Consider the following 13533-nt stretch of genomic DNA (forward strand, 5'->3'; position numbering starts at 1 on the left):
GGCCGATCGTCGCACGCTGACCCCTCGGGGGGATGACAGCGCACAGCGGAGCGGACAGACTCACCCCGCCCACCCGGTCACGGGTCGGCACCCCAACAGAATGGAGACCGTCATGGGTTTCGGAGGGCCGATCGGCCTCATCGTCGTCGGACTGATCCTCGCGCTGGCGTTCGACCAGCAGCAGGTGGGTCCGCTCGAGATCGTCACGCTCGGCTGGATCCTCGTCGTGGCCGGAGTGCTCTGGCTCGTGCTCACGATCGTCCAGCAGAACACCAAGCGTCGCCACACCACCACGGCGACCACGACGGACGCCGAGGGTCGCCAGGCCACCACCCAGCGCACCTCTGAGTCCGACCCCCCGGCCCCGCCGGTGGTCTGACACCCGCTCCACCCTCGCTGCGTGGCGCGGATTGGGCCGCAGGTCCCGCGCCTCGATATGCTTCTGCGGTTGCCCAGGAGGGCGACACGCCGTGACAACGGCCGCGGATCCAGAGTGCCCCGGTGAACAGGCCCGGGCGCGCCGCGCAACGAGAACCAGAAGGAGCCCCCATGTCGATCGGTACCGACGCGGAGACCAAGAAGAAGATCATCGCCGAGTACGCCGTCGCCGAGGGCGACACCGGTTCGCCCGAGGTCCAGATCGCGCTGCTCAGCCACCGCATCTCGCACCTCACCGAGCACCTGAAGTCGCACAAGCACGACCACCACAGCCGTCGTGGCCTGCTGCTGCTCGTCGGCCAGCGCCGCCGGCTGCTCAACTACCTCCAGAAGACGGAGATCGAGCGCTACCGCTCCATCGTGGAGCGCCTCGGCCTGCGTCGCTGATCGCGTCGGAGCGGTTCCCCACCCGGGGGGCCGCTCCTTCTCGCATCACGGGCCCGTCGCGCTAGTGTCGGGCCGTCACAACTGAACACACCACCAACAGGAGCGACCCGCACGTCCGGCTCGGTCCTCGGTAGTGGCCTTCAGATCAACGGATCTGCGGGCCTCGATCGAAGACCGGCCTCGCGGGGCTTCGAAGCCCCGCCTCACAGTGGGCGCCGCGGATCGCTCCGCGAAGAGAAAGCAGAGTCCTGCTTCCATGAGTGAACCCATCATCTCCGCTGTCGAGACCGTTCTCGACAACGGCTCCTTCGGCAAGCGCACGGTCAAGTTCGAGACCGGCCTGCTCGCCCGCCAGGCGGCCGGTGCCGTCACCGCCTACCTCGACGACGAGACCATGCTGCTCTCGGCGACCACCGCGGGCAAGACACCCAAGGACCACTTCGACTTCTTCCCCCTGACGATCGACGTCGAGGAGCGGATGTACGCCGTGGGCCAGATCCCCGGCTCCTTCTTCCGCTCCGAGGGTCGCCCGGGCGAGGACGCGATCCTCACCTGCCGCCTGATCGACCGCCCGCTGCGCCCGACCTTCAAGAAGGGCCTGCGCAACGAGGTCCAGGTCGTCATCACGGTCATGGCCCTCGACCCCAACATGCCCTACGACGTGCTGGCCATCAACGCCGCGTCGATGTCGACCCAGCTCTCCGGCCTGCCGTTCTCCGGCCCGGTCGGCGGCGTGCGCGTCGCCCTGATCGACGGCCAGTGGGTCGCGTTCCCGACCCACCAGCAGCTCGAGTCGGCCGTCTTCGACATGGTCGTCGCCGGCCGCGTCACCGAGACCGGCGACGTCGCGATCATGATGGTCGAGGCCGAGGCCCCCGAGGAGACCTACGCGCTCATCCAGGGTGGCGCCCAGGCGCCGACGGAGGAGGTCGTGGCCAGCGGCCTCGACGCCGCCAAGCCGTTCATCAAGCAGCTGTGCGAGGCGCAGTCGCAGCTCGCCGCCGAGGCCGCCAAGCCGGTCCAGGACTTCCCGGTCTTCCTCGACTACGAGGACGACGTCTACGCCGCCGTCGAGGCCGCTGCGAAGGACGACACCGCCGCCGCGATGACCATCGGCGACAAGCAGGAGCGCGAGACCCGCACCGACGAGATCAAGAGCGCCCTGCTCGAGAAGCTCTCCGGTCAGTTCGAGGGTCGCGAGAAGGAGATCGGCGCGGCCTACCGCTCGCTCACCAAGGCCCTGGTCCGTCAGCGCGTGCTGCGCGACAAGGTCCGCATCGACGGTCGCGGCCTCGCCGACATCCGTCCGCTGCACGCCGAGGTCAGCGTGATCCCGCGCGTCCACGGCTCGGCGCTGTTCGAGCGTGGCGAGACCCAGATCCTGGGCGTCACCACCCTCAACATGCTCAAGCTGGAGCAGCAGCTCGACACGCTGTCGCCGGAGAAGCACCGCCGCTACATGCACAAGTACGTCTTCCCGCCGTTCTCCACCGGCGAGACCGGTCGCGTGGGCTCGCCCAAGCGCCGCGAGGTCGGCCACGGTGCGCTCGCGCGCCGCGCCCTCCTGCCCGTGCTGCCCTCGCGCGAGGAGTTCCCCTACGCGATCCGCCAGCTCTCCGAGGCCATGGGCTCCAACGGCTCCACCTCGATGGGCTCGGTCTGCGCCTCGACCCTGTCGCTGCTCCAGGCGGGCGTGCCGCTCAAGGCGTCCGTCGCCGGCATCGCGATGGGCCTCATCTCCGACGAGGTCGACGGCGAGACCCAGTACGTCGCGCTGACCGACATCCTCGGTGCCGAGGACGCCTTCGGCGACATGGACTTCAAGGTCGCCGGCACGCGCGAGTTCGTCACCGCCCTCCAGCTCGACACCAAGCTCGACGGCATCCCCGCCGAGGTCCTGGCCGCCGCGCTGACCCAGGCCCGCGACGCGCGCCTGGCGATCCTCGACGTGATGGCCGAGGCCATCGACGCGCCGGAGGAGATGTCGGTCCACGCGCCGCGCATCATCACCGTCCGCGTGCCCGTCGACAAGATCGGCGAGGTCATCGGCCCCAAGGGCAAGGTGATCAACCAGATCCAGGACGACACGGGCGCGACGCTGTCCATCGAGGACGACGGCACGGTCTACATCGGTGCGACCAACGGCGAGGCGGCCGAGGCCGCCAAGGCCGCGGTCAACGCGATCGCCAACCCGACGATGCCCGAGGTCGGCGAGCGCTACCTCGGCACCGTCGTGAAGACCACCAACTTCGGCGCCTTCGTCTCGCTCATGCCCGGCAAGGACGGCCTGCTGCACATCAGCAAGCTGCGTGCCCTCGCCGGCGGCAAGCGCGTCGAGGCCGTCGAGGACGTCCTCTCGGTCGGCCAGAAGGTCCAGGTCTCCATCGCCGAGATCGACGACCGCGGCAAGCTGTCGCTGGTCCCGGTCGTCGAGGAGTCCGAGGGCGGCTCCGAGGAGCAGGCCGAGCCGACCGACAGCGAGTGAGCTGACCCGTTCCACCACCACGACCGGCCGGCGGCCTCCGCCGGCCGGTCGTGGCGTTCCACCCGCAGCAGCACCCGGAAGGACCCCCGTGCAGAAGAACGGCACCACCCGCACCCTCCACACCGTCAAGGACGCCGAGGGAGCCGTGACCTCGCGCGTACGTCGTACGGTCCTGCCCAGCGGCCTGCGGATCGTCACCGAGCAGATGGCCGGCACCCGCTCGGCCAGCATCGGCGTGTGGGTCAACGTCGGGTCGCGCGACGAGACCCCGACCCTGCACGGCTGCTCGCACTTCCTCGAGCACCTGCTCTTCAAGGGCACCCCCGAGCGGACCGCGATGGAGATCTCGGTCGCGCTCGACGCGGTGGGCGGCGAGTTCAACGCCTTCACCACCAAGGAGTACACCGTCTTCCACGCCCGCGTCCTCGACGAGGACCTCGCCACCGCGGTCGACGTGCTGGGCGACATGGTGACCGCCTCGACCATCACCGAGGCCGACGTCGAGGCCGAGCGTGACGTGATCCTCGACGAGATCGCGATGCACGACGACGACCCCGACGACGTGGTCCACAACCTCTTCGCCCACCAGGCGTGGGGCGACACCCCGCTCGGCCGGCCGATCGCCGGCACCGAGGCCTCCATCACCGCGATGACGCAGGCGCAGATCCAGCGCTTCTACCGGCGCCACTACACGCCCGGCAACATGGTCGTGTCCGTCGCCGGCAACGTCGACCACGCCGACGTCGTACGCCAGGTGAAGCAGGCGTTCGCGCGCCAGGGCTTCCTCGACGGCGAGGGCACCCCGACGCCGTCGGCGCAGTCCGAGAAGGCGCGCAAGGTCCACCCCGGCCAGACGCGCACGGTCCGCCCGCAGGAGCAGGTCAACCTCGTCCTCGGCGTGAAGGGCCTGACCCGCACCGACCCGCGGCGCTACGCCCTCGGCGTGCTCAACACCGCCCTCGGCGGCGGCACCTCGTCGCGGATGTTCCAGGAGGTGCGCGAGCACCGCGGCCTGGCCTACTCCGTCTACTCCTTCGCCAGCCACCACGCCGACGCCGGTGTGGTCGGGGTGTCGGTCGGCTGCCTGCCCGGCAAGTACGACGCCGTGCTGGAGACCGTGCGCGCCGAGCTCGCCAAGGTCGCGGCCGACGGGCTCACCGACGAGGAGGTCGAGCGTGGCAAGGGCCAGCTCAAGGGCGGACTGCTGCTCGGCCTCGAGGACTCGGGCTCACGCATGTCGCGCATCGGCAAGGCCGAGCTGGTCCACGACGAGCTGCTGACCATCGACGAGGTGGTGCGCCGCATCGAGGCCGTCACCCGCGACGACATCGCCACGCTCGCCCGCGACCTCTTCACCCAGCCCGAGCTCCTCGCGGTCGTCGGCCCTTCCTCCGCTGGTTGAGGAGCGAGCGCAGCGAGCGTCTCGAAACCAAGGCTCGTGCTGAGCTTGCTTCTCGGCTGACCGGGTTTCGACACGCTCGGTCACGAGCTCGTGCCTCGCTCGTGCTCGCTGCTCAACCACCAACGAGCGCGGTCCGTCGCTGCGCTCCGTGCCGCGCTCAGCGCTTGGCGATGATCCCGATGACCGGGGGAGCCTTCTGCTCCACGACGCTCACCCGGAAGCCGCCGCGGAGGAGGTTCTCCGAGGCCTTCTTCACGATGTTGGGCACCAGCTCGGGGCGCGCGGCGTCGTAGAAGAGGTAGACCGCGCCGCCGGGGACGACCCGCTCGTGGAGCAGCGCGATCTCGTCGTCGCAGTCGCGGACCCAGAAGAGGTTCACGTTGAAGGCGAAGACCTTGTTGAGGCGCTTCACCGGGACCCGCAGGGTGGCGAGGTCGATCTGGCGTACGACGAGCCGGCCGGCGTCGACGTACTTCTGGTTGCGGCGCTTGGTGCGGTCCACACCCGACTCGGACCGGTCGATCGCGAACAGCTTGCCGGTCTCGAGGTGGCTGCAGATGGCTTCGGCTCCGGCACCCGGGCCGCAGCCGATCTCGAGGACCTGGTCGGCGGGCTGCACGTCCATGAGGTCGACGGCCCACAAGATGCGCGGCGGGATGGTCGCGAGTGGCATGACCTACAGCCTGCCAGACGCGTGATCGCGCGTCAGCCACCGCCACCCGTCGGGTCCCGTCGAGCAGTAGGTTGGCCCCGTGAGCATCCCTGATCCCGAACGTCCCACCGACCCCACCGACACGCCGATCCGCGTCGGCGTGCTCGGCGCGCGCGGCAAGGTCGGGGCCGAGGTCTGCCGGGCCGTGGAGGCCGCTCCGGACACCGAGCTGGTGGCGTCCGTCGACGCGGGAGACGACGTCGAGGAGCTCGCGCGGTCGGGCGCCCAGGTCGTCGTCGACTTCACGCACCCCGACGTCGTGATGGACAACCTGCGGTTCTGCATCGAGCACGGCATCCACGTCGTCGTCGGCACCACCGGCTTCGACCGGAGCCGGCTCGACCAGCTCGAGGAGTGGCTCGCCGCCGCGCCCGGCGTCGGCGTGCTGATCGCCCCCAACTTCAGCATCGGCGCGATCCTGATGATGAGGTTCGCCGCCACGGCAGCGCCCTTCTTCGAGTCGGTGGAGGTGGTCGAGCTGCATCACCCCGACAAGGCCGACGCCCCGTCCGGCACCGCCCGGCGCACCGCGGAGATGATCGCGGCCGCCCGGCGCGAGGCGGGGAGCGCGCCGATGCCCGACGCGACCTCGACGGGCCTCGACGGGGCACGCGGCGCCGACGTCGACGGCGTACGCGTCCACGGGCTGCGGGTGCGCGGACTCGTCGCCCACCAGGAGGTCGTCCTCGGCGCGGCGGGGGAGACGCTCACCATCCGGCACGACTCTCTCGACCGGGTCTCGTTCACTCCCGGGGTCCTACGCGCGGTACGCGAAATCTTTACTCGAGACGGCCTCACCGTGGGCCTAGAGTCACTCCTCGACCTCGACTGACGCTCGGGAACATGACGTCCGGCCGGGGAGCATCGCTCGGGTCATCTCCAGCCGCGCGCCACTCGGGGGCGCGGTGCACCTTTCCGGAAGGCACCACCATGCGCAGAACAGCAGGACTCGCCGCGCTCGCCGTCGCAGCCGCCGCCGCGGCCGCACTGCCCCTGACCACGGTCACGAGCGCGCAGGGCGCGGCACCGGCCGCCCCTGACGTCACCGGCTCCGCACTCGCGGCGCTGCAGCGTCACCCGGGCGCGGCCCGCGCGGCCGACGGCCAGGCCTTCGTCGCCGGCACCACCGTCGTGGACCCCGACGGCAGCAGCCACGTGCGCTTCGACCGCACGCTCGACGGCCTGCGCGTGGTCGGCGGGGACCTGGTCGTGCACCAGGACGCCTCGGCCGGCTGGGAGGGCGTGAGCCAGACCCTCGACGCCCCGCTCACGCTCGGCACCGACGCCAGGGTCGCGCGGACCGTCGCGCGTCGCACCGTGCTGGCCCGCAACGCCCGCACCGTGGCCGTCCGTGGCGACGACCGCGCCTCCCGGGGCGAGCTCGTCGTCGACGCCACCGGCAGCGCCCCGCGCCTGGCGTGGGAGGTCGTCTCCGAGGGCATGCAGGCCGACGGCACCCCGTCCCGCCTGGCGACGTACGTCGACGCCAGGACCGGCATGGTCATCCGCAGCGAGCAGCAGATCGTCAACGTCGACGGCACGGGCAACACGCTCTACAGCGGCTCGGTGCCGCTCAGCGTGACGGGCTCCGGCACGTCCTACCAGCTCAGGGACGCCGGTGTCCGCGGCAACACCTACACCGCCGACATGAAGAACAAGTCCGGCGGCAATGCCACCATCATCACCAGCACGAGCCCCGTCTTCGGCAACGGGCTGAACAGCAACCGGGCGACCGCGGGCGCGGACGCGCAGTACGGCTCCAACGAGACGTGGGACTACTTCTTCACCACCCACGGCCGCAACGGCATCTTCGGCAACGGCACCGGTTCCTACAACCGCGTCCACTACGGCCGCAACTACGTCAACGCCTTCTGGGACGGCTCGAGGATGACGTACGGCGACGGCGACGGCGTGAACTTCGGCCCGCTGGTCTCGCTCGACGTGGCGGGCCACGAGATGTCGCACGGCGTCACCGAGAACTCGGCCAACCTGACCTACTCCGGTGAGTCCGGTGGTCTCAACGAGGCGACGTCCGACATCTTCGGCACCCTCGTCGAGTTCTACGCCAACAACAGCAACGACCCGGGCGACTACCTGATCGGCGAGGAGTTCGACCTCAAGAAGCACCTGGGCTTCCGCCGGATGGACAACCCGATCGCGGACGGCAGCTCGCCCAACTGCTACAGCACCAACACGAAGAACCTCGACGTGCACTACTCGTCAGGTGTGGCCAACCACTTCTTCTACCTGCTGGCCGAGGGCAGCGGCGCGAAGACCATCGGCGGCGTCGCGCACAGCTCCTCGACCTGCAACGGGTCGACCATCACGGGCATCGGCCGCGACGCAGCCGGCAAGATCTGGTACCGCGCGCTGACGGTCTACATGACGTCCGGCACCACCTACGCCGGTGCGCGCACCGCGACGCTGAAGGCTGCTGCCGACCTCTACGGCGGCACCGCCAGCACGCAGTACGCCGCGGTGGCTGCGGCCTGGAGCGCAGTCTCCGTGAACTGATCGACCACGAGTGGGGTGGGGGCGCCGGACATCCGGCGCCCCCACCTGCGCGTCCGGGGGGATGCCGCGGTCGCAGACGTAACCCGGAGTTGCAGATCGTCGTTGGGCCAGTGGAGTCGCGGCCCACTCGGGGGCGCGGCTGACCTCTCGGAAGGCTCCCCACCATGCGCAGAACTGCAGGACTCGCCGCGTTCGCCGTCGCAGCCGCCACCGCGGCCGCGCTGCCGCTGACCACGGCCACGAGCGCCCAGGGCGCACCCTCTGCCCGTCCGGACGCGATCGGCGCCGCGCTCGCGGGCCTCGAGGCCCACCCCGGTGCCGCCCGCGCGGCCGAGGGCCAGGCCTTCGTCGCCCGCGAGACCATCACCGACGCCGACGGCAGCACCCACGTCCGCTTCGACCGCACCCTCGACGGCCTGCGCGTGGTCGGCGGCGACCTCGTCGTCCACCGCGGCGCGGCCGACGGGTGGGCCGGCGTCAGCCAGACCCTGGCGGCCCCCCTGACGCTCGGCACCGACGCCGGCATCGCGTCGGCCACCGCCACCCGCGCCGTGCTCGCCCGCAACGCCCGCAACGCCCGCACCGCCGGCATCCGTGGTGACGACGCCGCCGAGAGCAGCGAGCTCGTCGTCGACGCCACCGGCGCCACGCCGCGCCTGGCCTGGCAGGTCGTCACCGGCGGCACGCAGGCGGACGGCACCCCGTCACGCCTGGCGACGTACGTCGATGCGAGGACCGGCACGGTCATCCGCAGCGAGCAGCAGATCGTCAACGTCGACGGCACCGGCCAGACGCTCTACAGCGGCTCGGTGCCGTTGAGCGTCACCCAGTCCGGGTCGACCTACCAGCTCAAGAACGCCGGTGTCCGCGGCAACACCTACACGACCGACATGAAGAACGCCGAGGACTCGATCCTGTGCCAGCTCTTCGGCTCGGGCTGCGCCACCGGCACGCTCATCACCTCGACGACGACCACCTTCGGCAACGGCCAGAACAGCAACCGCGCGACGGCCGGCGCCGACGCTCAGTACGGCTCCAACGAGACGTGGGACTACTTCCAGACCACCCACGGCCGCAACGGCATCTTCAACAACGGCACCGGCTCCTACAACCGCGTCCACTACGGCCAGAACTACGTCAACGCCTTCTGGGACGGCACCAAGATGACCTACGGCGACGGCGACGGCGTGAACTTCGGCCCGCTGGTCTCGCTCGACGTGGCCGGTCACGAGATGTCGCACGGCGTCACCGAGAACTCCGCCAACCTCACCTACTCCGGCGAGTCCGGCGGCCTCAACGAGTCCACCTCCGACATCTTCGGCACGATGGTCGAGTTCTACGCGGCCAACGCCAACGACCCGGCCGACTACCTGATCGGCGAGGAGTTCGACCTCAAGAACCACGTCGGCTTCCGTCGCATGGACAACCCGATCGCGGACGGCAGCTCGCCCAACTGCTACAGCAGCAACACGAAGAACCTCGACGTGCACTACTCGTCGGGCGTCGGCAACCACTTCTTCTACCTGCTGGCCGAGGGCAGTGGTGCCAAGACCATCGGCGGCGTCGCGCACAGCTCCTCGACCTGCAACGGGTCGACCATCACGGGCATCGGCCGCGACGCAGCCGGCAAGATCTGGTACCGCGCGCTGACGGTCTACATGACGTCCGGCACCACCTACGCCGGCGCGCGCACCGCGACCCTCAACGCCGCGCGCGACCTCTACGGCGCCGGCTCGGTGCAGCAGAACACCGTCGCCGCTGCGTGGAGCGCGGTGTCAGTCGGCTGATCTGACCGTACGACGGGGAGTGGGGGCGTCAGACGAGGCGAGCGAGAGCCGCCACGACCGACGCCCCCACGACCACCACGAGGAACGGCATCCGCAGCAGCAGGGCCACGACCGCGAAGCCCAGTCCGAGCACCCGGGCGTCGAGGGTGAGGGTGGTCCCGTCCGAGAAGACCTGGACGGCGACGAGCGCGGCGAGCAGCGCCACCGGGATCAGGTCGGCCACCCGCTCGACCGTCGGGTGGCTCAGCACCCGCTCCGGGAGGGACAGCCCGGCGAGCTTGAGCACGTAGCAACCGACGCAGGCCAGCAGGATCGCGGTCCACATCAGTGGTGACCCCCTGCCACGTCATCGGTCCCGGGGAGCTCCGTCGGGTCGTCCCGCTTCGACAGGACCCCGACGAGGACAGCAACGCCGCCGGCCGCCAGGACGGGCACACCGGCTGCCGTGATCGGCACCATCGTCAGTGCCACCGCCGCACCCAGCACCCCGACGAGGATGTTGCGGTCGTCCTTGAGCCTCGGCCAGAGCAGCGCGAGGAACGCCGCGCCCACTGCTGCGTCGAGGCCGAAGGTCCGCGGGTCGCCGACGGCCTCCCCGGCGAGGGCGCCGATCGCGGTCGCGAGGTTCCACAGGAGGAAGACCGCCACCCCGGTCGTCGTGAAGCCGAGCCGGGCGCCCTCGGTGGTCGGGCGGTTCACGGACATGGCGGTCGACTCGTCGATGAGGACGTGCGCGGCGGCCGCGCGACGCCAGCCACGCCACTGCAGCAGCGGCGCCATCCGCAGGCCGTACAGCGTGTTGCGGGTGCCCAGCAGCAGCGCGGTCGCTGCCCCGGAGAGCGGGGCGCCCCCGGCCGCCACGACGCCCACGAGCGCGAACTGGCTCGCGCCGGTGAACATCAGCAGCGACAGCACGCAGGTCTGTGCCACGCTCAGCCCGGAGGCCACGGACACGGCGCCGAAGCCGACGCCGTACGCCCCGGTGGCGAGGCCGACGGCGATCCCGTCACGGACGATCCCCGAGCGCTCAGCGGGGCTGAGTCTCGGCTCCGCGGTCACGCAGTGAGGCTAGAGCACCCGCCTGCGGGCCCGTTCGGGACGTGCCTGGCGCTGGTGGAAGTCGTGGACGAGGACGAATGCGGCGGCCACGCCTGTCGCACCCCCCGCGAGCAGTCCGACCCGCAGGTTGAGCGGGATCTCCGGCATGGCACCGAACCAGAGGCCGATCCCGACGCAGACGACGAGTGCGGCGAGGACGAGGACGAAGCGGTGGAGCGTGGGAAGCGGACCTAGCATCTGGAACCCCCGTGCTGGGCCGGCGAAGTGACCGGCCCTTCCATGGTGACGTGCGTCACAGGAAATACAAGACACTCAAGGGTGGATTGTGGAGGCCTGCCCGGCTCAGCCGATGGCGGTGTGGAGCCGCACCTGCTTGACGGTCGTGGCCCCGGTGCCGTCGAGGTCGAGCTCGCGGTGCGCCGTGTCCGGCGCCCATCCGGCGTCGGCGAGGAACGTCCGCAACGCGTCGTCCTCGGCGTTGACCCAGGTCACCGCCCGGGTGAAGCGGTCGGCGGCCAGGGTGTCGACGGCCGCCTGGAGCAGGCGCGACCCGTGGCCCTTGGCCCGCTCTTCCGGGTCGAGGGTGACCTCGGCCAGCTCGCCGTCGGCCATCGGGTCGCAGTCGGGGTCAACGGCGGGGGAGGTCAGGGTGAAGCCGACGACGCGGTTGCGCTCGAGCGCGACGAGCACGCGGTTGCGAGCGTCAGCGGGCTTGGCGAGCACCTGGCGCCACTGGGCGGCGACGGCCTCCACGTCGGTGGGGAGGACGTCCGCCGGCAGCAGCTCGGCGTACATCTCGGGCCAGGCGCGCACCTGGACTCCCGCGATGGCGGCGGCGTCGTCGGCCCACGCGATGCGGACGGACACGTCGGCGGTCGGACCGCCGTGGCTGTGGCTCACCGGTAGGTCTCGGGGAGCTTGTCGCCGATCTTGACCTGAGGCTTCGGCAGCCGCAGGAACTTCATCTGCAGCGACCGGAGGGCGGCGTAGAGGGTCAGGCCCTTGGTGGGCTCGTCGGGGAAGCGGCGCGCCATCTCGCGCCGGATCCGGAACCGCAGCATCACGATGTCGACCAGGATCACCAGGATGGTGGTGAGGAGGACGGTGTTGCCGAGCTGGATCATGCCGTCGCTGCCGGAGTAGCTGAGGATCATCGAGAGCACCAGGAGCGGCACCATCAGCTCGATGAAGGAGAAGCGCGAGTCGACGTAGTCGCGGATGAAGCGGCGTACGGGACCACGGTCGCGGGCCGGCAGGAAGCGGTCGTCGCCCGTCTTCATCGCCTCGCGCATGCGCTGCGAGGTCTCGCCGCGTGCGCTGCGCTGGGCCGCCATCTGCTCGCGTCGGGTGCGCGGCACCTTGGCCCGCGCGCGGGCGGCGGCCTCGGCCTCCTTGCGGCTGGGGGTGGGACGGCCCTTGCCGCCGACCTTCTCGGGAACGGTCGGCGTCGGCTCGGACTTGGAACGACGGAACACAGGTGCTGCCTCACGGGGAACGGGCCGGAACGGGCTGGACGGGGGCTGGACGATCGGATGCTGGGGGCAGCCTATCGTCGTCGGGCACGCGGCCCGGCGTCGCCGGATGCCCTACCTCCGGCTTGGGTTTGGTCCTAGGGTGAGAGTGACGACCACGCCACCAGAACGAGCATGACCGAGAGAGGGTTCTCACCCCGATGAGTCTCATGAAGCGCATCAGCCTGATCTTCCGCTCCAAGGCCAACAAGGCCCTGGACAGGGCGGAGGACCCCCGCGAGACGCTGGACTACAGCTACCAGCGCCAGCTCGAGCTCCTCTCGAAGGTGCGCCGTGGTGTCGCCGACGTGGCCACCAGCCGCAAGCGCGTCGAGCTCCAGGTCAACCAGCTCGAGCAGCAGGCCGCCAAGCTCCAGGGCCAGGCCGAGAAGGCCATCGGCGCCGGTCGCGAGGACCTCGCCCGTGAGGCGCTGACCCGCAAGTCCGGGCTCGCGTCCCAGATCACCAGCCTGAAGGAGCAGCAGGCCACGCTCCAGGGCGAGGAGGAGAAGCTGGTGCTGGCCCAGCAGCGCCTCCAGGCCAAGGTCGAGGCCTTCCGCACGCGCAAGGAGACCATCAAGGCGACTTACACCGCCGCCGAGGCGCAGACGCGCATCGGCGAGGCGATGTCGGGCATCGGCGAGGAGATGGGCGACGTCGGCCTCGCCATCCAGCGGGCCGAGGACAAGACGGCGCAGATGCAGGCGCGTGGTCAGGCCATCGACGAGCTGATCGCCTCCGGCGCCCTCGACGACGCCTCCCAGCTCAACGCGGGCGACGACATCTCCCGCGAGCTCGACGCCCTCAGCTCCGGCTCCGACGTCGAGGCGGAGCTCGCCCGCCTCAAGGCCGGGTCCGCCACCCAGCCCCAGGCCATCGAGGCCGGTGACGGCGACATCCTGGCCGAGCCGGAGGCCGTGCCGGTCGAGGGCGAGACCACCGAGGGCGGCAGGGCATGATCGTCCGCATCCTCGGCGAGGGTCAGTACGACCTCGACGACCACGCCCTCGACGCCCTCAACGGCCTCGACTCCCAGATCGAGTCGGCCGTCGAGGCCGGGGACGAGGCGATGTTCCGTACGGCGCTGCAGGGGCTGCTCGCGGCCGTGCGCGCCAGCGGGACCCACCACGACGTCGACTCGCTCGACGAGTCCGACCTCATCCTGCCGCCACCCGACGCGACGATCGACGAGGTCCGCGAGCTCCTGGGCGACGACGGCCTGATCCCGGGCTGAGGTC

Annotated in this window: 15 protein-coding genes; 9 read left to right on the plus strand and 6 right to left on the minus strand. The window is 70.8% G+C overall.

The window, feature by feature from the left end:
* The first annotated feature begins 112 nt into the window (after nt 1-112).
* From JI751_RS07310 to JI751_RS07325, 4 genes are all read left to right on the plus strand, one after another.
* Nucleotides 113-379, plus strand: a complete 267-nt coding sequence (locus JI751_RS07310; RefSeq protein ID WP_201935157.1) for a DUF6458 family protein — start codon at nt 113-115, stop codon at nt 377-379.
* A 170-nt stretch (nt 380-549) separates the two neighbouring features.
* Entirely contained in the window at nt 550-825 is a 276-nt protein-coding gene (gene rpsO, locus JI751_RS07315; protein ID WP_201935159.1) for a 30S ribosomal protein S15, read from the plus strand.
* Nucleotides 826-1081: 256 nt separating this feature from the next.
* Nucleotides 1082-3310: a polyribonucleotide nucleotidyltransferase gene (locus tag JI751_RS07320; RefSeq protein ID WP_201935161.1), complete on the plus strand. Its 2229-nt coding sequence runs from the start codon at nt 1082-1084 to the stop codon at nt 3308-3310.
* Between the two features lie 88 nt (nt 3311-3398).
* Nucleotides 3399-4712, plus strand: a complete 1314-nt coding sequence (locus JI751_RS07325; RefSeq protein ID WP_201935163.1) for a M16 family metallopeptidase — start codon at nt 3399-3401, stop codon at nt 4710-4712.
* Between the two features lie 157 nt (nt 4713-4869).
* Here JI751_RS07325 and JI751_RS07330 read toward each other — a convergent pair whose 3' ends face one another.
* Nucleotides 4870-5385: a class I SAM-dependent methyltransferase gene (locus tag JI751_RS07330; protein ID WP_201935164.1), complete on the minus strand. Its 516-nt coding sequence runs from the start codon at nt 5383-5385 to the stop codon at nt 4870-4872.
* Between the two features lie 127 nt (nt 5386-5512).
* On the opposite strand from JI751_RS07330, the gene dapB reads away from it, so the two are divergent.
* The 3 genes from dapB to JI751_RS07345 all read left to right on the plus strand — a co-directional run bounded on the left by dapB (nt 5513) and on the right by JI751_RS07345 (nt 9725).
* On the plus strand, nt 5513-6256 hold the full coding sequence (dapB, locus tag JI751_RS07335; RefSeq protein ID WP_201935835.1) for a 4-hydroxy-tetrahydrodipicolinate reductase: 744 nt from the start codon (nt 5513-5515) through the stop codon (nt 6254-6256).
* Nucleotides 6257-6354: 98 nt separating this feature from the next.
* Nucleotides 6355-7938 carry a M4 family metallopeptidase gene (locus tag JI751_RS07340; protein WP_201935165.1) on the plus strand — a complete coding sequence of 528 codons (1584 nt, stop codon included), beginning with the start codon at nt 6355-6357 and terminating at the stop codon, nt 7936-7938.
* Between the two features lie 164 nt (nt 7939-8102).
* A complete protein-coding gene (locus JI751_RS07345; RefSeq protein WP_201935166.1) occupies nt 8103-9725 on the plus strand; it encodes a M4 family metallopeptidase in 1623 nt (540 codons plus the stop codon).
* 28 nt (nt 9726-9753) lie between these two features.
* Here JI751_RS07345 and JI751_RS07350 read toward each other — a convergent pair whose 3' ends face one another.
* The 5 genes from JI751_RS07350 to JI751_RS07370 all read right to left on the minus strand — a co-directional run bounded on the left by JI751_RS07350 (nt 9754) and on the right by JI751_RS07370 (nt 12259).
* Nucleotides 9754-10050, minus strand: coding sequence for an AzlD domain-containing protein (locus tag JI751_RS07350; RefSeq protein WP_236665826.1), 297 nt, complete (start codon nt 10048-10050; stop codon nt 9754-9756).
* Nucleotides 10050-10784 (minus strand): AzlC family ABC transporter permease, encoded by a 735-nt coding sequence (locus JI751_RS07355; RefSeq protein WP_201935167.1) that lies wholly within the window; start codon nt 10782-10784, stop codon nt 10050-10052. Before JI751_RS07355 ends, JI751_RS07350 begins: the two co-directional genes overlap by 1 nt.
* 9 nt (nt 10785-10793) lie before the next feature.
* The gene (locus JI751_RS07360; protein ID WP_201935168.1) at nt 10794-11021 is read right to left on the minus strand and encodes a hypothetical protein; all 228 of its coding nucleotides are present in this window, start codon (nt 11019-11021) and stop codon (nt 10794-10796) included.
* A gap of 105 nt (nt 11022-11126) precedes the next feature.
* Nucleotides 11127-11684, minus strand: coding sequence for a GNAT family N-acetyltransferase (locus tag JI751_RS07365; RefSeq protein WP_307813962.1), 558 nt, complete (start codon nt 11682-11684; stop codon nt 11127-11129).
* The gene (locus tag JI751_RS07370; RefSeq protein ID WP_201935170.1) at nt 11681-12259 is read right to left on the minus strand and encodes a DUF3043 domain-containing protein; all 579 of its coding nucleotides are present in this window, start codon (nt 12257-12259) and stop codon (nt 11681-11683) included. The genes JI751_RS07365 and JI751_RS07370 overlap by 4 nt, the downstream gene beginning before the upstream one ends.
* 197 nt (nt 12260-12456) lie before the next feature.
* Between JI751_RS07370 and JI751_RS07375 the strand changes: the two genes are divergently transcribed.
* Nucleotides 12457-13254 carry a PspA/IM30 family protein gene (locus JI751_RS07375; RefSeq protein WP_201935172.1) on the plus strand — a complete coding sequence of 266 codons (798 nt, stop codon included), beginning with the start codon at nt 12457-12459 and terminating at the stop codon, nt 13252-13254.
* A complete protein-coding gene (gene pspAA, locus JI751_RS07380; RefSeq protein ID WP_201935174.1) occupies nt 13251-13529 on the plus strand; it encodes a PspA-associated protein PspAA in 279 nt (92 codons plus the stop codon). Before JI751_RS07375 ends, pspAA begins: the two co-directional genes overlap by 4 nt.
* Nucleotides 13530-13533: the final 4 nt, after the last annotated feature.

This window comes from Nocardioides baculatus (genome assembly GCF_016735675.1).
In the GTDB taxonomy this organism is placed as follows: Bacteria; Actinomycetota; Actinomycetes; order Propionibacteriales; family Nocardioidaceae; genus Nocardioides; species Nocardioides baculatus.

Excerpts from the sequence above, each read along its gene's own strand:
- JI751_RS07330 (WP_201935164.1), bottom strand. The coding sequence starts at position 5,385 with ATGCCACTCGCGACCATCCCGCCGCGCATCTTGTGGGCCGTCGACCTC.
- JI751_RS07350 (WP_236665826.1), bottom strand. The coding sequence starts at position 10,050 with ATGTGGACCGCGATCCTGCTGGCCTGCGTCGGTTGCTACGTGCTCAAG.
- JI751_RS07320 (WP_201935161.1), top strand. The coding sequence starts at position 1,082 with ATGAGTGAACCCATCATCTCCGCTGTCGAGACCGTTCTCGACAACGGC.
- pspAA (WP_201935174.1), top strand. The coding sequence starts at position 13,251 with ATGATCGTCCGCATCCTCGGCGAGGGTCAGTACGACCTCGACGACCAC.
- JI751_RS07360 (WP_201935168.1), bottom strand. The coding sequence starts at position 11,021 with ATGCTAGGTCCGCTTCCCACGCTCCACCGCTTCGTCCTCGTCCTCGCC.
- rpsO (WP_201935159.1), top strand. The coding sequence starts at position 550 with ATGTCGATCGGTACCGACGCGGAGACCAAGAAGAAGATCATCGCCGAG.
- JI751_RS07375 (WP_201935172.1), top strand. The coding sequence starts at position 12,457 with ATGAGTCTCATGAAGCGCATCAGCCTGATCTTCCGCTCCAAGGCCAAC.
- JI751_RS07340 (WP_201935165.1), top strand. The coding sequence starts at position 6,355 with ATGCGCAGAACAGCAGGACTCGCCGCGCTCGCCGTCGCAGCCGCCGCC.
- JI751_RS07345 (WP_201935166.1), top strand. The coding sequence starts at position 8,103 with ATGCGCAGAACTGCAGGACTCGCCGCGTTCGCCGTCGCAGCCGCCACC.
- JI751_RS07310 (WP_201935157.1), top strand. The coding sequence starts at position 113 with ATGGGTTTCGGAGGGCCGATCGGCCTCATCGTCGTCGGACTGATCCTC.